This is a genomic window from Sphingomonas sp. P3_C5 (assembly GCF_056402635.1).
In genome coordinates this window covers 167748-182937 of the sequence record NZ_JBFUHA010000008.1, presented here as the reverse complement: position 1 = coordinate 182937, position 15190 = coordinate 167748, and the positions used below count along the sequence as shown (strand labels likewise).

The 15190-nt window shown below is 63.9% G+C and carries 20 protein-coding genes and 1 pseudogene; 8 read left to right on the top strand and 13 right to left on the bottom strand.

The annotated features are described in order from the left end of the window. Positions 1-10: 10 nt before the first annotated feature. From AC1DVS_RS19535 to AC1DVS_RS19505, 7 genes are all read right to left on the bottom strand, one after another. Positions 11-328 carry a hypothetical protein gene (locus AC1DVS_RS19535; RefSeq protein WP_478025589.1) on the bottom strand — a complete coding sequence of 106 codons (318 nt, stop codon included), beginning with the start codon at positions 326-328 and terminating at the stop codon, positions 11-13. A 10-nt stretch (positions 329-338) separates the two neighbouring features. Then, on the bottom strand, positions 339-650 hold the full coding sequence (locus AC1DVS_RS19530; RefSeq protein ID WP_478025588.1) for a hypothetical protein: 312 nt from the start codon (positions 648-650) through the stop codon (positions 339-341). A 26-nt stretch (positions 651-676) separates the two neighbouring features. After that, complete coding sequence (locus AC1DVS_RS19525) at positions 677-967, bottom strand: hypothetical protein (protein WP_478025587.1); 291 nt, start codon at positions 965-967, stop codon at positions 677-679. 29 nt (positions 968-996) lie between these two features. Further along, positions 997-1377 carry an envelope stress response membrane protein PspC gene (gene pspC, locus AC1DVS_RS19520; protein ID WP_478025586.1) on the bottom strand — a complete coding sequence of 127 codons (381 nt, stop codon included), beginning with the start codon at positions 1375-1377 and terminating at the stop codon, positions 997-999. Between the two features lies 1 nt (position 1378). Further along, positions 1379-1648 carry an envelope stress response membrane protein PspB gene (gene pspB, locus AC1DVS_RS19515; RefSeq protein WP_478025585.1) on the bottom strand — a complete coding sequence of 90 codons (270 nt, stop codon included), beginning with the start codon at positions 1646-1648 and terminating at the stop codon, positions 1379-1381. A 1-nt stretch (position 1649) separates the two neighbouring features. Further along, the gene (gene pspA / locus AC1DVS_RS19510) at positions 1650-2318 is read right to left on the bottom strand and encodes a phage shock protein PspA (RefSeq protein WP_478025584.1); all 669 of its coding nucleotides are present in this window, start codon (positions 2316-2318) and stop codon (positions 1650-1652) included. A 104-nt stretch (positions 2319-2422) separates the two neighbouring features. Beyond that, positions 2423-2572: a hypothetical protein gene (locus AC1DVS_RS19505; RefSeq protein ID WP_478025583.1), complete on the bottom strand. Its 150-nt coding sequence runs from the start codon at positions 2570-2572 to the stop codon at positions 2423-2425. A 175-nt stretch (positions 2573-2747) separates the two neighbouring features. Between AC1DVS_RS19505 and pspF the strand changes: the two genes are divergently transcribed. Continuing rightward, complete coding sequence (gene pspF / locus AC1DVS_RS19500) at positions 2748-3782, top strand: phage shock protein operon transcriptional activator (RefSeq protein WP_478025582.1); 1035 nt, start codon at positions 2748-2750, stop codon at positions 3780-3782. A gap of 45 nt (positions 3783-3827) precedes the next feature. Here the strand turns inward: pspF and AC1DVS_RS19495 are convergent, their stop codons facing one another. Then, the gene (locus tag AC1DVS_RS19495; protein ID WP_478025581.1) at positions 3828-4391 is read right to left on the bottom strand and encodes a urate hydroxylase PuuD; all 564 of its coding nucleotides are present in this window, start codon (positions 4389-4391) and stop codon (positions 3828-3830) included. A gap of 181 nt (positions 4392-4572) precedes the next feature. On the opposite strand from AC1DVS_RS19495, the gene AC1DVS_RS19490 reads away from it, so the two are divergent. Further along, positions 4573-5181 carry a superoxide dismutase gene (locus tag AC1DVS_RS19490; protein WP_478025580.1) on the top strand — a complete coding sequence of 203 codons (609 nt, stop codon included), beginning with the start codon at positions 4573-4575 and terminating at the stop codon, positions 5179-5181. Between the two features lie 45 nt (positions 5182-5226). On the opposite strand, the gene ispZ is transcribed toward AC1DVS_RS19490, so the two are convergent. From ispZ to AC1DVS_RS19470, 4 genes are all read right to left on the bottom strand, one after another. Then, positions 5227-5841, bottom strand: coding sequence for a septation protein IspZ (gene ispZ / locus AC1DVS_RS19485; protein ID WP_478025579.1), 615 nt, complete (start codon positions 5839-5841; stop codon positions 5227-5229). Then, the gene (gene ftsY, locus AC1DVS_RS19480; RefSeq protein WP_478025578.1) at positions 5831-6772 is read right to left on the bottom strand and encodes a signal recognition particle-docking protein FtsY; all 942 of its coding nucleotides are present in this window, start codon (positions 6770-6772) and stop codon (positions 5831-5833) included. The genes ispZ and ftsY overlap by 11 nt, the downstream gene beginning before the upstream one ends. After that, the gene (gene mtaB / locus AC1DVS_RS19475; RefSeq protein ID WP_478025577.1) at positions 6769-8001 is read right to left on the bottom strand and encodes a tRNA (N(6)-L-threonylcarbamoyladenosine(37)-C(2))-methylthiotransferase MtaB; all 1233 of its coding nucleotides are present in this window, start codon (positions 7999-8001) and stop codon (positions 6769-6771) included. Before mtaB ends, ftsY begins: the two co-directional genes overlap by 4 nt. A gap of 93 nt (positions 8002-8094) precedes the next feature. Next, a complete protein-coding gene (locus AC1DVS_RS19470) occupies positions 8095-9726 on the bottom strand; it encodes a putative bifunctional diguanylate cyclase/phosphodiesterase (RefSeq protein WP_478025576.1) in 1632 nt (543 codons plus the stop codon). 241 nt (positions 9727-9967) lie between these two features. Between AC1DVS_RS19470 and ffh the strand changes: the two genes are divergently transcribed. The 3 genes and pseudogenes from ffh to rimM all read left to right on the top strand — a co-directional run bounded on the left by ffh (position 9968) and on the right by rimM (position 12630). Further along, positions 9968-11479, top strand: a complete 1512-nt coding sequence (gene ffh / locus AC1DVS_RS19465; RefSeq protein ID WP_478025575.1) for a signal recognition particle protein — start codon at positions 9968-9970, stop codon at positions 11477-11479. A gap of 27 nt (positions 11480-11506) precedes the next feature. After that, a pseudogene (gene rpsP / locus AC1DVS_RS19460) lies at positions 11507-11947 on the top strand (30S ribosomal protein S16); the annotation flags it as partial. A 203-nt stretch (positions 11948-12150) separates the two neighbouring features. Beyond that, a complete protein-coding gene (gene rimM / locus AC1DVS_RS19455; protein ID WP_478025574.1) occupies positions 12151-12630 on the top strand; it encodes a ribosome maturation factor RimM in 480 nt (159 codons plus the stop codon). Here rimM and AC1DVS_RS19450 read toward each other — a convergent pair. Further along, positions 12620-13531: an NAD(P)/FAD-dependent oxidoreductase gene (locus AC1DVS_RS19450; protein ID WP_478025573.1), complete on the bottom strand. Its 912-nt coding sequence runs from the start codon at positions 13529-13531 to the stop codon at positions 12620-12622. The two genes, rimM and AC1DVS_RS19450, sit on opposite strands and share 11 nt — an antisense overlap. A gap of 51 nt (positions 13532-13582) precedes the next feature. Between AC1DVS_RS19450 and AC1DVS_RS19445 the strand changes: the two genes are divergently transcribed. The 3 genes from AC1DVS_RS19445 to rplS are packed head-to-tail and all read left to right on the top strand — an operon-like array spanning position 13583 to position 15037. Beyond that, positions 13583-13915 (top strand): hypothetical protein, encoded by a 333-nt coding sequence (locus AC1DVS_RS19445; RefSeq protein ID WP_478025572.1) that lies wholly within the window; start codon positions 13583-13585, stop codon positions 13913-13915. Then, positions 13912-14643 carry a tRNA (guanosine(37)-N1)-methyltransferase TrmD gene (trmD, locus tag AC1DVS_RS19440; RefSeq protein ID WP_478025716.1) on the top strand — a complete coding sequence of 244 codons (732 nt, stop codon included), beginning with the start codon at positions 13912-13914 and terminating at the stop codon, positions 14641-14643. The genes AC1DVS_RS19445 and trmD overlap by 4 nt, the downstream gene beginning before the upstream one ends. A gap of 1 nt (position 14644) precedes the next feature. Then, complete coding sequence (gene rplS, locus AC1DVS_RS19435; protein WP_478025571.1) at positions 14645-15037, top strand: 50S ribosomal protein L19; 393 nt, start codon at positions 14645-14647, stop codon at positions 15035-15037. Positions 15038-15190: the final 153 nt, after the last annotated feature.

The following is a 15190-nucleotide window of genomic DNA, read 5'->3' as shown; positions in this document are numbered from 1 at the left end:
ATATTGCTCCTCAGTTTGCCTTCAGGCGCAACTGCTCGATCTCGCGATCAAGGCTGTGAGCGCCGTCGGTGACGATGCGTTCGATATTGGCGAGCCGGTCCTTCACTGAACCGAGTTCGGCACGGAGCTGGCTGTTCTCCTGGGTGAGCAGGCGGACGCGTTCGACCGTCTCTTCCCCGGAATTGGGGTACAGGGTCTGTCCCTTGCCCCCGCCAAGCGGATAGCCGTGGCGGACTTTCATCCAGGTTACGACCAGCCAGGCGCCGATCGCGACCAGGGTGAGGGCCGATATAGGCTTTGTCAGCTCCATGATCAGATGCTCGTTCATCGGTCGATCCTCAGCGAAGGGCGTCGATCTCGCGAGCGGTGCGCTCGGCGGGGTCGGTGGCGATGCGTTCGAGGACGGCGATCCGCTCCTCGAGGCGGGAAACCTGGCCTACCAGCCGTTCATTCTCGGACGAGAGCAGGTGGATCTTGCGCTCGGCATCGGTGTCATCGGTCGTGCCATAGCGGCTACGGTTGCGGTTGCGATTACGGCTGTTCCTGTCCTCGAGAGGATAGCCGTGCCGTGCTCTGATCCAGGTCTTCGCGATGCCGCCAATGATGGCAAGGGCGATGATGGTCAGAACGAAAGCTTGCCCGTTATGCATTGTAAGGTCCTCCTTTGACGTGGCGCTTAGCGCAGCGCGTCGATTTCGCGGGCAGTGCGCTCGGCGGGATCGGTGGCGATCCGTTCGAGCACTGCGATCCGCTCTTCCAGCCGGCTGATCTGCCCCGCCTGGCGTTCATTCTCGTTGGTCAGCAGCTCGATCGTGCGTTTCGCATCGGGGTCGTTGCGGCTGATTGGGTTGCCCTTCTGGTCCTCCAGCGGATAGCCGTGCTTCGCGCGGATCCAGGTGGTGGCGACCCAGGCGACCGGGCTCATCGCCACTGCCGTCAACGGGATCAGGATACCGAGGTTGTCCATCTCATAACTTTCCCTGTTCGAGCCGGATCTCAGCGCAGGCTGTCGATCTCGTCCGCGAGGCGGCTGTTGCGGCTGGTGTACATCATCTCGATGTCGGCGAGCCGGCGGTCGATGTCGCGGAACTTGGAGCGGACCTCTGCAGTCGAGCGCCTCGGGTTCGAACGAACACCCTGCCAGAACTTCGCATCTTCGGGGCCGTCATAGAGGCCGGAAGGGCGTTTCTCAGCCATCCAGGCGACCACGAAATAGGCAATCAGGGTCCAGGGGAAGCCACCGAAGATGGTGAGCATGACGGCGCCGACGCGGACCCAGGTCGTATCGATCCCGGTATAGTCGGCGATCCCGGAGCAAACGCCCAGCCACTTGCTGTTCTGCTTGTCGAGATAGAATTTGGTGCGGCTTGCAGACATCTCAGTTCCTCCGAGAAATATCGTAATCGGTTGGGTGGATCGCCGAGGAGGCGGGCTTCCAGTCGGGGTTGTCGGCTGCGACAATCCGTTCGACGGTGTTGAGCCGATCTTCGAGCCGCCGAGCGAGATTGAACATCTCGTCGAGCAGGTTCTCGTCCTCGACAGTGATCTTCGGCGCCTGCTTCCACTTGGTGATATAGTGCAGGATCACCCACGGCATGCCGATGAAGATCGAGGTTATCGCGATCACCGGGATGAGTACATCCTCCATCTCAGCTGCCCTTTCCGACGCGAGCCTTCATCGCTGCGAGCTCGGCCTCGACCTTCTCGGCTGATTTGAGCTCGGCAATCTCTTCCTCGAGGCTCTTCGGCGGGGCGCCCATGCCGGCGACTTCAGCGCGGCCCTCGGCCATGTCGACGCGGCGTTCCATGATCTCGAAGCGCGAGAACGCGTCCTGCATCTTTGGGCCGGCATACATTTCGCGCAGCTTGTAGCGGTTGTGCGCGGTTTCGAGCCGGGTGACGATCGAGTTCTGCCGGGTGCGCGCCTCGCGCAGCTTGGTCTGCAGCTTGTTGATGTCCTCTTCGGCGGCCTTGAGCGCGTCGTCGAGCACGGTGATCTCGCTGCTCAGCTGGGCGGCCATGTCGGCTGCCTTCTGCTTTTCGACCAGGGCGGCCTTGGCAAGGTCCTCGCGGCCCTTGGAGAGCGCCAGCTCAGCCTTTTCGGTCCAGCTTTCCTGGAGCGCATCGAGCTTGGTGATGTGCCGGCGCATTTCCTTCTGGTCGGCGATGGTGCGGGCTGCCGAGGCGCGAACCTCGACCAGGGTTTCCTCCATCTCGAGGATGATCATGCGGATCATCTTGGCGGGGTCTTCCGCCTTGTCGAGCAGATCGGTGAAGTTGGCGGCGATGATGTCGCGGGTGCGGGAGAAAATGCCCATCTTGAAAACTCTCCTATCGGATACGCTGGAATACTGTTGAAGGGAATGAAGCTTGGGGTGCCGGGGCGGGCAAGGGGTTCCGCCCCGGCAACGTCGCCCGGGGTTCAGGCGGCGGTCTGGACGGTCGCGCGGGGAGCGGCGACCGCGGTGCCCGGTGCGACGGCGCCGAGCAGGAAGGTGGAGCCGAAGACGATCGCGCAAACGACCGCTGCGACAGTGTGGCGGAGATCGCCGGCTTTGTAGTTGGTGTTCATCGTGTCATCTCCCTGAAGAGGTTGTTCCGGTTGCCCTGATGGGCAGATGCACAGAGCATTGCAGGGAGCGTGCCAGTTTTGAAAAGCGCGGTTTTCCGCCATTTTTTCATGAATGGCGGGTGAACGGCTTTGAAATATCTTGCCAAGGCTTGGGAATTTACGCCAAAGCTTGGGGATGGATCGCACGACACAGGTCATCGGACAATCGAACGTCTTTCTCGAGACGCTGGAGCGCGCGAGCCGCGCGGCCGCGCTCGACCGGCCGGTGTTGGTGATTGGCGAGCGCGGTACCGGTAAGGAGCTGGTCGCCGAGCGCCTTCACCGGCTAAGCCCGCGCTGGGACCAGCCTTTGGTGATCATGAACTGCGCGGCTCTGCCGGAGACACTGATCGAGGCGGAACTGTTCGGCCATGAGGCGGGCGCATTCACCGGCGCGACCAAATCGCGGGTCGGGCGCTTCGAGGAGGCGCATGGCGGCACCCTGTTCCTCGATGAGCTCGGCACGCTCTCGATGGGCGCGCAGGAACGGCTGTTGCGCGCAGTCGAATATGGCGAAATCACCCGGATCGGCTCCTCGCGGCCGGTCCGGGTCGATGTCCGCATCGTGGCTGCGACCAACGAGCATCTGCCCGACAAGGTCGCGCGCCACCAGTTCCGTGCCGATCTGCTCGACCGCCTGTCCTTTGAGGTGGTGACCCTGCCGCCCCTGCGCGCGCGGCCGGGCGACGTACTGGTGCTGGCCGAGCATTTCGGGCGGCGCATGGCCTCCGAACTCGGGCGAGAGGACTGGCCGGGCTTTGCGCCGGATGCCGCCGCGGCGCTGGTCGAATATCAATGGCCAGGCAATGTCCGCGAGCTGCGCAATGTGGTCGAGCGGGCAGTCTATCGCTGGGAGGCGTATGGCCCGATCGAAGTTATCGAGTTCGATCCCTTCCACTCGCCTTATCGGCCTGGCAACGCCGCTGCGCATGTGCCTGCGACCGCGGTGGCCGAACCAGCTGCGCCTGTGCCGCTCGAAGCTGAAGTGGAGCGGGCAGGGGAGGAGGCATCCGACTTCAAGACGCGGATCGCCAAATTCGAACGCGAACTATTGACCAGGGCGCTCGCCGAGCATCGCTTCAACCAGCGCGCGACGGCGGAGGGCCTGGGGCTGAGCTATGATCAGCTACGTCATGCGCTCAAGCGCCATGGGCTGATCGCCGCCGGCTAAGTCGGGTGAATTACCGGGGCGGCTGGGTGCCGCCCCGGACAGGCATCAATGATAGTTGGTCATGCACAGCAGCATGGGGATCGAAAGTAGCACGTTGGTGCGAGACGCCAGCATTGCGACGCGCGCCGCCTTGGCCTTCGCCGCATCGTCCACCGTAACCAGGCCGAGTGCCTTTTTCTGGTTCGGCCAGATCACGAACCAGACATTCGCCGCCATGATCAGCGCCAGATACATGCCAATGCCGATCAGCCGTGCCGATGGGTCGAGCGTCAGTGCCTCTTTCAGCTCGTGATAGAGATGCGCGAGGACCAGCCCGGTCAGCACGGTGAAGAGGGCTGCCCAGCGGAAATAGAATAGCGCCTTGGGCGCGATATATTTCGAGACGCCGGGTTTCAGCTCCGCCGGGATCGACGGCATGGTCGGGATCTGCACGAAGTTGAAATAATAGAGCAGGCCAATCCAGGTGATGCCGAAAAACACGTGCAGCCACTGGAATACGCCGTTCCACAGCCCGAGCGGCGGCGAAAAATACGGTGCGAACATCAGGCCCACGGCCAGCAGCACGCCGACCGTAATCGTGATCCGGAGATCAGTGAGTATCTTGTCCATTCGGGTTTCCCTCCCATTTATAGCGCGCTGCCGCGCGCCCGCGTTGCCCGGCGGCGATGGTAAGCGGTTAATTTTCGTTTGTCACACGTAACGAACGCGAAAAACGGACTCCGGGGGTTGACCTATTCGCCCCCAGGTTCGTTTGGACCGCTGCAAACCCGTAACGATGGAGCGTCTCCCAATGGCTTTCGAACTGCCCCCCCTTCCGTACGACTATGATGCGCTGGCACCGACCATCGACGGAGAGACGATGCGCTTCCACCATGACAAGCATCACAAGGCCTATACCGACAAGCTCAACGAGGGCGTCGAGAAGGACCCGTCGCTTGCCGGCAAGACGATCGAGGAAATCCTCGGCCAGATCTCGTCACAGCCGCCGCTGGTCCGCAACAATGGCGGCGGCTATTGGAACCATGATTTCTTCTGGAAGATCATGAAGCCGGGCGGCGGGGCGCCGTCGGGCAAGCTCGCCGCGGCGATCGACGCTTATGGTGGGCTCGACAAGCTCAAGGAAGATTTCAACGGCAAGGGCGCCGGCCAGTTCGGCTCGGGCTGGGCCTGGGTCGTGGCGGATGCCGAGGGCAAGCTGACCATCGCCAGCACGCCCAATCAGGACAATCCGTTGATGGACGACGTCGCCGTCAAGGGCACGCCGATCCTGGGCAACGACGTGTGGGAGCACGCCTACTACCTCACCTATCGCAACGACCGCGCCGCCTATCTCAAGGCCTGGTGGAATGTGGTGAACTGGGATGAGGCCGGCCGGATCTACGACAGCGTGGTCGGCTGACCTTTTCTTGAAAGCCCCTCTCCTTCGGGGGAGGGGCTTAAACAATCAGGCTTCCGGCGGAATCGCAGCAGTGCCTTCCGCATTCAGCCCGTTCTTCAGCAGCATCGGTATATTGGCGAAGGTGAACACCAGTGTCAGCGGAATCGCGCCCCAGAGCTTGAAGGACAGCCAGAAATCATAGGAGAAGCGGTGCCGGACGATCTCGTTCAGCACCGCCATGAAGATGAAGAAGAGGGTCCAGTTGATCGTGAGCTGGCGCCAGCCCTTCTCGGTGAGCCCCGGATAGGCGGCCTCGAGCAGCATCTGCAGCAATGGCCGCCCGGTCGCGAGACCGAAGGCGAGGATGGCCGCGAAGCTCGCATAGATGAAGGTCGGCTTGAACTGGATGAATGTCTTGTCGTGATACCAGAGCGTTAGGCCGCCGAACACGAGCACCAAAGTCCCCGTCATCCACAGCATCGGCGAGATATGCCCCGCCTTCCAGCGCGAGACGATCATCGCGGCTGCGCTGGCGATCATGAAGGCCGTGGTGCCCGCGAGCAGCTTGGCGATGTCCGGGCCGCGCATCAGGAAATTGACGAGGAAGAAGATCGCCAGCGGGCCGATATCGATCGCGAGCCGCAGGCCGGCGCCGATCTTCGGTTTGGGTTTACTTGCCATGCCGGCCCCCTTCCACGCCTGCGATGATCCGCGCAACCTCGTTCGCATCGAACGGCCTGAGATCGCCCATGCCCTCGCCGACGCCGATCGCGTGGATCGGCAGGCCATATTTCTCCGCCGCCGCGACCAGCACGCCGCCGCGCGCGGTGCCGTCGAGCTTGGTCATGACGAGGCCGGTGACACCCGCGAACTCCTTGAACACCTCGATCTGGTTGAGCGCGTTCTGCCCCGTCGTCGCATCGAGCACGAGCAGGATATTGTGCGGCGATTCCGGGTTAATTCGGCCGAGCACCCGGCGGATCTTCGAGAGCTCATCCATCAGCTCGCGTTTGTTCTGGAGCCGCCCGGCTGTGTCGACGATCAGCACGTCGATGCCAGTCGCGGTTGCCTGCTTGACCGCCTCATAGACGATCCCCGCCGCGTCGCCGCCTTCCTTGCCCGAGACGATCGGTACGCCGACCCGCTCGGCCCAGGTGGCAAGCTGGCCGATCGCGGCGGCGCGGAAGGTGTCGCCGGCGGCGAGCATCACGCCGTAATCCTGCTCCATCAGCAAATGCGCGAGCTTGGCGATGGTGGTCGTCTTGCCCGATCCGTTGACGCCGATGACGAGGATCACCTGCGGGCGCGGGAACGCCTCGATCTCGAGTGGCACGGCAACCTTCGCCAGCACCTTCTCGATCTCCTCGGCGACGACGAGACGGATGCCGAGCTCCTCCATGTTTCGCTCGAAGCTGCCCTCGGCGAGCCGCGCCCGGATGCGGGCGGCGGTCTCTGGGCCTAGATCGGAAGCGATCAGCGCCTCTTCGATATCGTCGAGGGTCTCCTCGTCGAGCCGCGCGGTGCCGAGGCCGGTCAGATTGCCGAGCAGACGATCCGAGGTACGCTTGAAGCCGCCGAGCAGCTTGTCGTGCCAGCTTGGAGTAGTGCTCATGCAGGGGTTCCGGTGAGTGTCGTGGCGGTGGCGCCGGTTACGTGAATGGCCTGGATCGAACCGATTGTCGTGGGAAGGGTGTAACGCACTTCAGCGAAGTTCGGCGCATGGCCGCGATCGCCCGGTCGCTCCACCAGAATATTCTGTGTCGTGCCGATCATCGTCGCCAGCCAGTCGCTCCGCCGCCGCGCTCCGGCCTCACGCAGCAGCGCCGCACGGGCCTTGCGTATTTCGGGGTCGACCTGGGGCATCAGAGCCGCCGGTGTGCCCGCGCGGGGTGAATAGGGGAAGATATGCGCCTGAACCACGTCGCAATCGTCGATCAGCGCGAGCGTGTTGCGGAACATCGCCTCGCTCTCGGTCGGGAAGCCGGCGATCAGGTCGGCACCGATTGCGATCTCCGGGCGGGCGGTCTTGAGACGCTCGACCACGGCAACACTCTGCTCGCGCGAATGGCGGCGCTTCATCCGCTTCAGGATCATGTCGTCGCCCGCCTGGAGCGAGAGATGGACATGCGGCATCATGCGCGGCTCGGCAGTGAGCAGTTCGAACAGCCGGTCATCGATCTCGATTGAGTCGAGCGACGACAGCCGCAGCCGTTCCAGCGCAGGAACATGGTGCAGGATGCGCTCGACGAGCATCCCCAAAGTCGGCGCACCCGGCAGGTCCGGGCCATAGCTGGTGAGATCAACGCCCGTCAGCACGATTTCGCGGTGTCCGTTATCGACCAGTGTCCGGATCCGGTCGATCACAGCTCCGGCCGGCACGGAACGGCTGTTGCCACGCCCGAACGGGATCGCGCAGAAGGTGCAGCGATGGTCGCAGCCATTCTGCACCTCGACAAAGGCGCGGGCATGTGACGCGAAGGCGGAAGCGAGGTGCGGTGCGGTTTCGCGCACCTGCATGATGTCGCCGACCAGCATTGCATCCTGAGCGGCCCAGGCTTCGGGGAGAAGCTTCTCGGCATTGCCAATCACGCGGTCGACCTCGGGCATCGCAGCGAAGCCCCGCGGATCGATCTGCGCCGCGCATCCTGTCACCACGATCTGGGCCGCAGGCCGATCGCGGCGGGCGCGGCGGATCGCAGCGCGGGTCTCGCGCACCGCGCCGTTGGTGACCGCGCAGCTGTTGACCACGACCATGTCGCGTCCGCCGGTCAGCGCACGGATGGTTTCGCTTTCCGCGATGTTCAGGCGGCAGCCGAGGCTGACGATCAGGGGTTCAGCCATGGAAGTGGCCGCAAGGAGCGCGCATGCGCGGTGATCTAGGGCCCGTACTCAAGTACCGCAATGGCCGTAATGTCGGCCGGAGGGTGCCGCTGGTCAGTTGACCAGGCGCTTGCCTGAAGCCGGTTTCCGTTCCGTCTTTTCAGCGTCGGTCGAGCGCAGCAGGCGCTTTTCCGCGAGCAGGCGACGGGTATTGGCGATGCTCATCGGACGGCCGTAGAAATAGCCCTGGCCCTTCGAACAGCCGAGCGCGCGCAGCCGCTCCTCGATCGCCCCGTCTTCGATGCCCTCTGCCGTGATCGGCAGGTTGAGGCTGTCGCCGAGCCTGGCGATTGCGTTGACGATCGCGGCGCTCTCCGCATTCTCGTTGATCGACATGACGAAGCTCTTGTCGATCTTGATCCGGTCGAACGGCAGCGCGCGCAGATGCGCGAGCGAGGAATAGCCGGTCCCGAAATCGTCGAGCGCAAGCCGGATGCCCTGGTTCTTGAGGCTGCCGACGATCGACTGGACCAGAGCGAGATTATCGAACAGCGAGCTCTCGGTGATCTCGATCTCGAGCCTGGTCGCCGGGAAGCCGGTTTCCGTCAGCACCTTGATGATCTTCTGCGCCAGCCAGGCATCCTTAAGCTGCCAGGGCGAGATATTGACTGAAATCGTCAGTGCCGAATCCCAGTCCTTCGCCGCGATAAAGGACTGGCGCATGATCGACAGCGACAGGTCCGAGATCATGCCGGTCTCTTCGGCGATCGGGATGAAGACGTCGGGGCCGATCAACCCGCGCGTTGGATGCTCCCAGCGCGCCAGTACCTCGAAGCCATTGAGGCGGCCGGTGGTAAGATCGATCTGCTGGTCGAAATAAGGGACGATCTCAAGCCKGGGAATCGCGCCCCGCAGCCCGACTTCGAGTTCGTTGCGCGCCTGGAGCTCACGCTCCATCGACATATCGAACCAGGCGAAGCGATTGCGGCCGGAATTCTTCGCCGCATACATCGCGATATCGGCCGATCGCATCAGTGCATCGATGCTCGCGCAATCTGAATCGGAGCGGGCGATGCCGACCGAGACGCTGATATGGAGCTGCAGCCCTTCGACCTGGAAAGGCTGGGCGAGGCGCGAGACAAGGCGTTCGGCGATCCGCTCGACCGTATCTGGATGGGTCGGGTCGAACAGGAAGGCGCAGGCGAATTCGTCACCGCCGAAGCGCGCGGTCAGCGCGATCGAGGGCATGGCGGCCGCAATCTCGACCGCGACCTCGCGCAGCAGCGCATCGCCGGTGGCGTGGCCGTGCATGTCGTTGATCGTTTTGAAATGGTCGAGATCGAGCATCATCATCGCCATTGCCTTGCCCCGGCGCTGGGCCTGGACGAACATGGCGGCGCCTTCCTCGCCCAGGCTGCGGCGATTGAGGAAGCCCGTCAGGGGGTCCTTCGCGGCAAGCTGATGAGCGCGCTCTTCGGCGGCGGCGCGAATCGACACTTCACGCGCGAGCTCGCGGTGACGGCGCCAGCCGAACAGGATCAGCGCGACATTGAGCAGCAGCGCGATGACCAGGGTCTGGTCCGCGCCCTGGCCGCCCGAAAAATAATGCTGGAAAGTCGTGGCCAGCACGGAGCTGCCGGTGCCGACGAACAACAATATGGATGCCACCGTGATTGCGCTGCTGATCACATCCCGCCTGGCCTGCAACGGCACCACCTTCACTTCATCCCCGATTTCAACTGCCATGCCGCACGCCTCGCGCTTCGATTGGGGCATTTCGCACGCGACCGGTGTAGATCGGGTTAAGCTTCTCGGCGGACGGTCTTAGGTTGCGTGAACCGCTGGGGTGCGCTAAGGGCCACCGCGATCGTTTCCCACCGGGATTCGTGAAGGGCCGCCCACTGGGCGTACGCCGGCCGACGAGGTTTCGTCCGCCGGCGTTCTTTGCGTTTACCGGTACGGCGCCGATCGGCAATGGAGTTTCTCGATGTTCGAAAGCCTGAGCGACCGGCTTGGCGGTGTGTTCGATCGGCTTCGTGGGCGCGGCGCGCTTACGGAGGCGGACGTGCGCGCGGCAATGCGCGAGGTGCGTGTAGCCCTGCTCGAGGCGGACGTCGCGCTGCCCGTGGCGCGCGAGTTCGTCGACAAGGCGACTGAAAAGGCGATCGGCCATCAGGTCCTGCGCTCGGTGACGCCGGGCCAGCAGGTCGTGAAGATCGTCAATGACGCGCTGGTCGAGATGCTCGGCTCGGATGCGGCCGAGCTCGAGCTCGGCGTCACGCCGCCCGCCGTCATCATGATGGTCGGCCTGCAGGGCTCGGGCAAGACGACGACGACGGCTAAGATCGCCAAGCGCCTCACCGGGCGTGAGCGCAAGAAGGTGCTGATGGCGTCGCTCGACGTCAATCGCCCGAACGCGCAGGAGCAGCTCGCAACGCTCGGCACCCAGACCGAGGTGGCGACGCTGCCGATCGTGCCGGGCCAGCAGCCGGTCGATATCGCCAGGCGCGCGCTGCAGGCGGCAAAGCTGCAGGGCTATGATGTCCTGATACTCGACACCGCCGGCCGACTCCATGTCGACCAGGCGCTGATGGATGAGATGCGCGCGGTCGCGGACATCGCGAACCCGGCCGAAATCCTGCTCGTCGTCGATGCGCTGACCGGCCAGGATGCCGTCAACGTCGCGAAGAGCTTCTCCGATCAGGTGCCGCTGACCGGCATCGTGCTGACCCGCATGGACGGCGATGCGCGCGGTGGTGCGGCGCTCTCGATGCGCGCCGTCACCGGCAAGCCGATCAAATTTGCCGGCGTCGGCGAAAAGCTCGATGCGCTTGAGGCCTTTCATCCTGGCCGGGTCGCCGGGCGCATTCTCGGCATGGGCGACGTCGTCGGCCTGGTCGAGCGTGCTGCTGAAGCGATCCAGCAGGAAGACGCCGAGAAGATGGCGGCGAAGCTGGCCAAGGGCCAGTTCGACATGGACGATTTGCGCCAGCAGCTCATCCAGATGCGCAAGATGGGTGGCATCGGCGCGCTGGCCGGAATGATCCCGGGCATGAAGAAGGCGCAACAGGCAATGGCCTCGGGCGCCGTTGACGAGAAGATCCTGCTGCGCATGGACGCGATGATCACCTCGATGACGCCCAAGGAACGCGCCAAGCCGGAAATCATCAACGCCAAGCGCAAGATCCGCGTGGCGAAGGGCAGCGGCACGACCGTCCAGGACGTGAACAAGCTGCTCAAGATGCATCAGGAAATGTCCACCGCAATGAAGAAGTTGCGCAAGATGGGCGGCCTGAAGGGGATGATGGCGATGCTCGGCGGCGGCGGCAAGGGCGGCGGCGGCATGGGCGGTATGGGTGGCGGCGGCATGGGTGGCGGTGGTCTCGGCGGCGCCGGCGGCCTTGGTGGCCTGCTCGGCAATGGCGGCGGACTCCCCGGCCTCGGCGGCGGCCAGTCAAGCCTCCCACCCGGCTTCGAGAATTTGATCAAGAAGAAATAACGTAATCGAAAGAAGGAAGTAGAACTAATGGCACTCAGCATTCGTCTGTCGCGTGGCGGCTCCAAGAAGCGTCCTTATTACAAGATCGTCGTGGCCGACGCCCGTTCGCCCCGTGATGGCCGCTTCATCGAGAAGCTCGGCACCTATAACCCGCTGCTCGCCAAGGATGACGACAAGCGCATCGTTCTCGACGGCGAGCGCGCCAAGCATTGGCTGAGCGTCGGCGCCCAGCCGACCGACCGCGTCGCGCGTTTCCTCGATGTTGCCGGCGTTCGTGAGCGCGCCGCGCGTAACAATCCGAACAAGGGCAAGCCAGGCGACAAGGCCACCGAGCGCGCCGAAGAGCGTGCGACCAAGCTCGCCGAGGCCGAAGAGGCCAAGGCAGCTGCCGCAGCGGCGCCGGCTCCGGAGCCCGTCGCCGAGGAAGCGCCTCCCGCCCAGGACAGCAACGAGGAAGCCGAGCAGGTGATCGCCGCTGAAGTCGAAGCAGCGACCGAAGAGCCGACGCCTGAGGCCGAAGCCGTCGCCGAGGCAGTTGCCGAAGAGACGCCGCCGGTCGAGGCAGCTGCTGAGGAAGCACCTGTCGCCAATGAATCGACCCCGAACAGCGACGCCGGCGACACCGCCGAAGCCGCTGAGGGCGAAAGCGCCCAGGCTCCGGCCGAGGGCTGATGCCTGTCGACACCCCCGTCACGCTCGCCGTCATCATCGGCGCGCATGGCGTGGCGGGGGAAGTCCGCCTCAAGGTCTTCGCCGAGGACCTGAAGCCCTATAAAAGCTTCAACAACGGCACCCTCACGCTGAAATCGGTGCGCCATGGCAGCAACGGCGCCATTGCGCGCATCGCCGAGGTCAATGATCGCAATGCCGCCGAGGCACTGCGCGGCACTGAGCTGACCGTGCCCCGGTCAGCACTGCCCCCGCTAGCGGAGGGCGAATATTACCATGCCGATCTGCTAGGGCTCCCGGCAATCTCCACCGACGGCGAAGCGCTCGGCACCGTCGTCGCCATCGATGATTTCGGCGCCGGCGATGTGATCGAGATTGAGCGGCCTGACGGCAAACGCTTCATGGTGCCGATGAACGCTGACGCAGTGCCCGAATGGAACGCTGAGCGCCTGGTCGTCACCACCGCATTCGTTAGCGCCTGAGCGGTCGCTTTTCGTCGAGCAGATTGCGGATCGTCGTCGCGGCCACGCCAGCTTCGCCCATCGCGTGGCTGATCTGGTCGAGCCCCTTTACCACATCCCCCGCCGCGAAGAGCCCCGGAACAGTCGTGCGTTGATGGTCGTCGACTTCCAGGCACCCATCTTCGCTGGCCCGCGCACCTGCCGCGACCGCCAGATGCGATCGGATCCGTGAGCCCAGCGCCGGGTAGATGCTGTCGAAGCTCAGCTCACCGCCCGGCAATGTCGCGACGATCTGGTCGCCATCGACCTGGATCGGCGCACAGGGCCCATCGACATGCGCGATACCGGCGTCGGCGAGCTCCGCACGGCATTTTTTATCCAGGTCGTGCGCGGCACCAGGGGCGATCAGAGTCACATTACGCGTGTAGCCGCGCAGGAACAGGGCCTCTCGCATGCCATGGTCACCGGTCCCTATCACCCCGACGCGCTTGTCGGTCACTTCGAAGCCATCGCAGATCGGGCAATAGCGGATCAGCCCGCGCGCCAGCGCCGCGTCGTGCTCAGCGGCCGGCATATCGGGGCGATTGTTCACCACACCCGTCGCCAGCAACACCGCACGGGCGGGAAAGACATGCCCACCTTCACCGACATGAACTTCGAACCCGTCGCCCTTTGGCACGATCGCGGAAACCTCGGCGAGCTCCCGCACAGCACCGAAGCTCTCCGCCTGTTGGAGCATCCGCGCGAGCAGGTCCTTGCCCGAGATTCCGCCCGGATAACCGGCATGGTTGCGCGTGCAGGGGATCAGCGCTGCCCGGCTGCTGCCGCAGTCGAACAGTCGGATCGAAAGATGAAAGCGCGCGAGATAGATCGCGGCGGTCAGCCCTGCGGGCCCCGCCCCGACGATGATGCAATCTTCCATGATCAGCCCAAGTGCTGGCGATTGGGAAGGTTCCCGGATAGGGCAGGGGACATGATCGTAATGATTTTCATCGTCCTGCTGGTTTATGTGGTGCTTCCCCCCGCTGCGATCTCGGCTGGCGCGACGCTCCTGCTCTGCTGGTCGAGACCAGGCCTTCGGATCGAGTTCGTGGCGCTGGCCGCTTCATTGCTGGCATCGCTTGTCGGCATCTCCAGCATCAGCGTTGACGGGTTGTTCGTGGCGCATTGCAATCTGGCGTATTTCACCTGCGGCGATCCCGGCTCCTCCTTCACCAGTTACATCCTGTTGCTGTCGATGCTGATCACCTTCGCGATCGCCTGGCCGGTTTCCTGGGTGATCGGCAACTGGTGGCACCGACGATGACTTTCGTCGCGACCATTCTGACCCTTTATCCGGAGATGTTCCCCGGCCCGCTCGGCATGTCCCTTGCCGGCCGCGCGCTGGCGGAAGGAACCTGGTCGCTGGATGCGGTCAACATCCGCGACTTCGCGATCGACAAGCACCGCACCGTCGACGACACGCCGGCCGGCGGCGGGGCGGGGATGGTGCTCCGCGCCGATGTGCTCGCTGCCGCGATCGACAGCGTGGCTGATGGCCGCCCCGTCCTCGCCATGACACCGCGCGGCAGACCGCTCGACCAGGCGCGTATCCGCGCACTTGCGGCTGGCCAGGGCGTCACTGTCCTGTGCGGCCGGTTCGAGGGTTTCGATGAGCGGATCTTCGCCGCGCGGGCGGTGGAGGAGGTGTCGATCGGCGACTATATCCTCTCGGGCGGCGAGTTGGGTGCACTGGTGCTGCTCGATGCTTGCATTCGGCTGCTTCCCGGCGTAATGGGCGCGGCTTCAAGCGGCGTGGACGAGAGCTTCGAAACGGGGCTACTCGAATATCCGCAATATACCCGACCTGCGATATGGGAAGGGCGCACGATCCCCGAAGTGCTGCGATCGGGGGATCATGCGAGGATCGCGGCATGGCGAAAGCACATGGCCGAGACCGAAACACGGCTAAGGCGGCCGGACCTTTGGGAGCGCCATGAGGGCGCTCGGGTTCAGTCGCCCTCTGGCGCGCGGCGACAGACGAAGGACGAATGAGATGAATCTCATCCAGACGATCGAAGCCGAGAACATTGCCAAGTTTCTCGAGACCAAGAAGATCCCCGAATTCCGCCCCGGCGACACGCTGAAGGTCGGTGTGAAGGTCGTGGAAGGCGAGCGCACCCGCGTTCAGAACTACGAAGGCGTGTGCATCGCGCGTTCGAACAAGGGCATGGGCTCCAATTTCACCGTGCGGAAAATTTCGTTCGGTGAAGGCGTCGAGCGCGTCTTCCCGCTTTATTCGCCGAACATCGATTCGATCGAAGTGGTCCGCAAGGGCGCCGTGCGTCGCGCAAAGCTCTATTATCTGCGTGGCCGCACCGGCAAGTCGGCGCGTATCGCCGAGCGCCGTGACAACCGTCCGGCCAAGGGCACCGCTGCCGCCGAATGATATCGAAGGCCATCGGTTTCGACCGGTGGTTTTGCAAATAAGCCCGCTCGCGGAACCGCGAGCGGGCTTTTTTGTCTTAATGCCAATCAAGGCTACCTTATTTTTACGGGTTTGACTCAAACTCGAAATAGGCCAAAACTTGAATCGGGCATC

Excerpts from the sequence above, each read along its gene's own strand:
- rimM (WP_478025574.1), top strand. The coding sequence starts at position 12,151 with ATGCCTGTCGACACCCCCGTCACGCTCGCCGTCATCATCGGCGCGCAT.
- AC1DVS_RS19495 (WP_478025581.1), bottom strand. The coding sequence starts at position 4,391 with ATGGACAAGATACTCACTGATCTCCGGATCACGATTACGGTCGGCGTG.
- AC1DVS_RS19505 (WP_478025583.1), bottom strand. The coding sequence starts at position 2,572 with ATGAACACCAACTACAAAGCCGGCGATCTCCGCCACACTGTCGCAGCG.
- AC1DVS_RS19490 (WP_478025580.1), top strand. The coding sequence starts at position 4,573 with ATGGCTTTCGAACTGCCCCCCCTTCCGTACGACTATGATGCGCTGGCA.
- trmD (WP_478025716.1), top strand. The coding sequence starts at position 13,912 with ATGACTTTCGTCGCGACCATTCTGACCCTTTATCCGGAGATGTTCCCC.
- AC1DVS_RS19445 (WP_478025572.1), top strand. The coding sequence starts at position 13,583 with ATGATCGTAATGATTTTCATCGTCCTGCTGGTTTATGTGGTGCTTCCC.
- AC1DVS_RS19450 (WP_478025573.1), bottom strand. The coding sequence starts at position 13,531 with ATGGAAGATTGCATCATCGTCGGGGCGGGGCCCGCAGGGCTGACCGCC.
- pspB (WP_478025585.1), bottom strand. The coding sequence starts at position 1,648 with ATGGAGGATGTACTCATCCCGGTGATCGCGATAACCTCGATCTTCATC.
- pspA (WP_478025584.1), bottom strand. The coding sequence starts at position 2,318 with ATGGGCATTTTCTCCCGCACCCGCGACATCATCGCCGCCAACTTCACC.
- pspF (WP_478025582.1), top strand. The coding sequence starts at position 2,748 with ATGGATCGCACGACACAGGTCATCGGACAATCGAACGTCTTTCTCGAG.
- ispZ (WP_478025579.1), bottom strand. The coding sequence starts at position 5,841 with ATGGCAAGTAAACCCAAACCGAAGATCGGCGCCGGCCTGCGGCTCGCG.
- mtaB (WP_478025577.1), bottom strand. The coding sequence starts at position 8,001 with ATGGCTGAACCCCTGATCGTCAGCCTCGGCTGCCGCCTGAACATCGCG.
- ftsY (WP_478025578.1), bottom strand. The coding sequence starts at position 6,772 with ATGAGCACTACTCCAAGCTGGCACGACAAGCTGCTCGGCGGCTTCAAG.
- AC1DVS_RS19525 (WP_478025587.1), bottom strand. The coding sequence starts at position 967 with ATGGACAACCTCGGTATCCTGATCCCGTTGACGGCAGTGGCGATGAGC.
- ffh (WP_478025575.1), top strand. The coding sequence starts at position 9,968 with ATGTTCGAAAGCCTGAGCGACCGGCTTGGCGGTGTGTTCGATCGGCTT.
- AC1DVS_RS19535 (WP_478025589.1), bottom strand. The coding sequence starts at position 328 with ATGAACGAGCATCTGATCATGGAGCTGACAAAGCCTATATCGGCCCTC.
- rplS (WP_478025571.1), top strand. The coding sequence starts at position 14,645 with ATGAATCTCATCCAGACGATCGAAGCCGAGAACATTGCCAAGTTTCTC.
- pspC (WP_478025586.1), bottom strand. The coding sequence starts at position 1,377 with ATGTCTGCAAGCCGCACCAAATTCTATCTCGACAAGCAGAACAGCAAG.
- AC1DVS_RS19530 (WP_478025588.1), bottom strand. The coding sequence starts at position 650 with ATGCATAACGGGCAAGCTTTCGTTCTGACCATCATCGCCCTTGCCATC.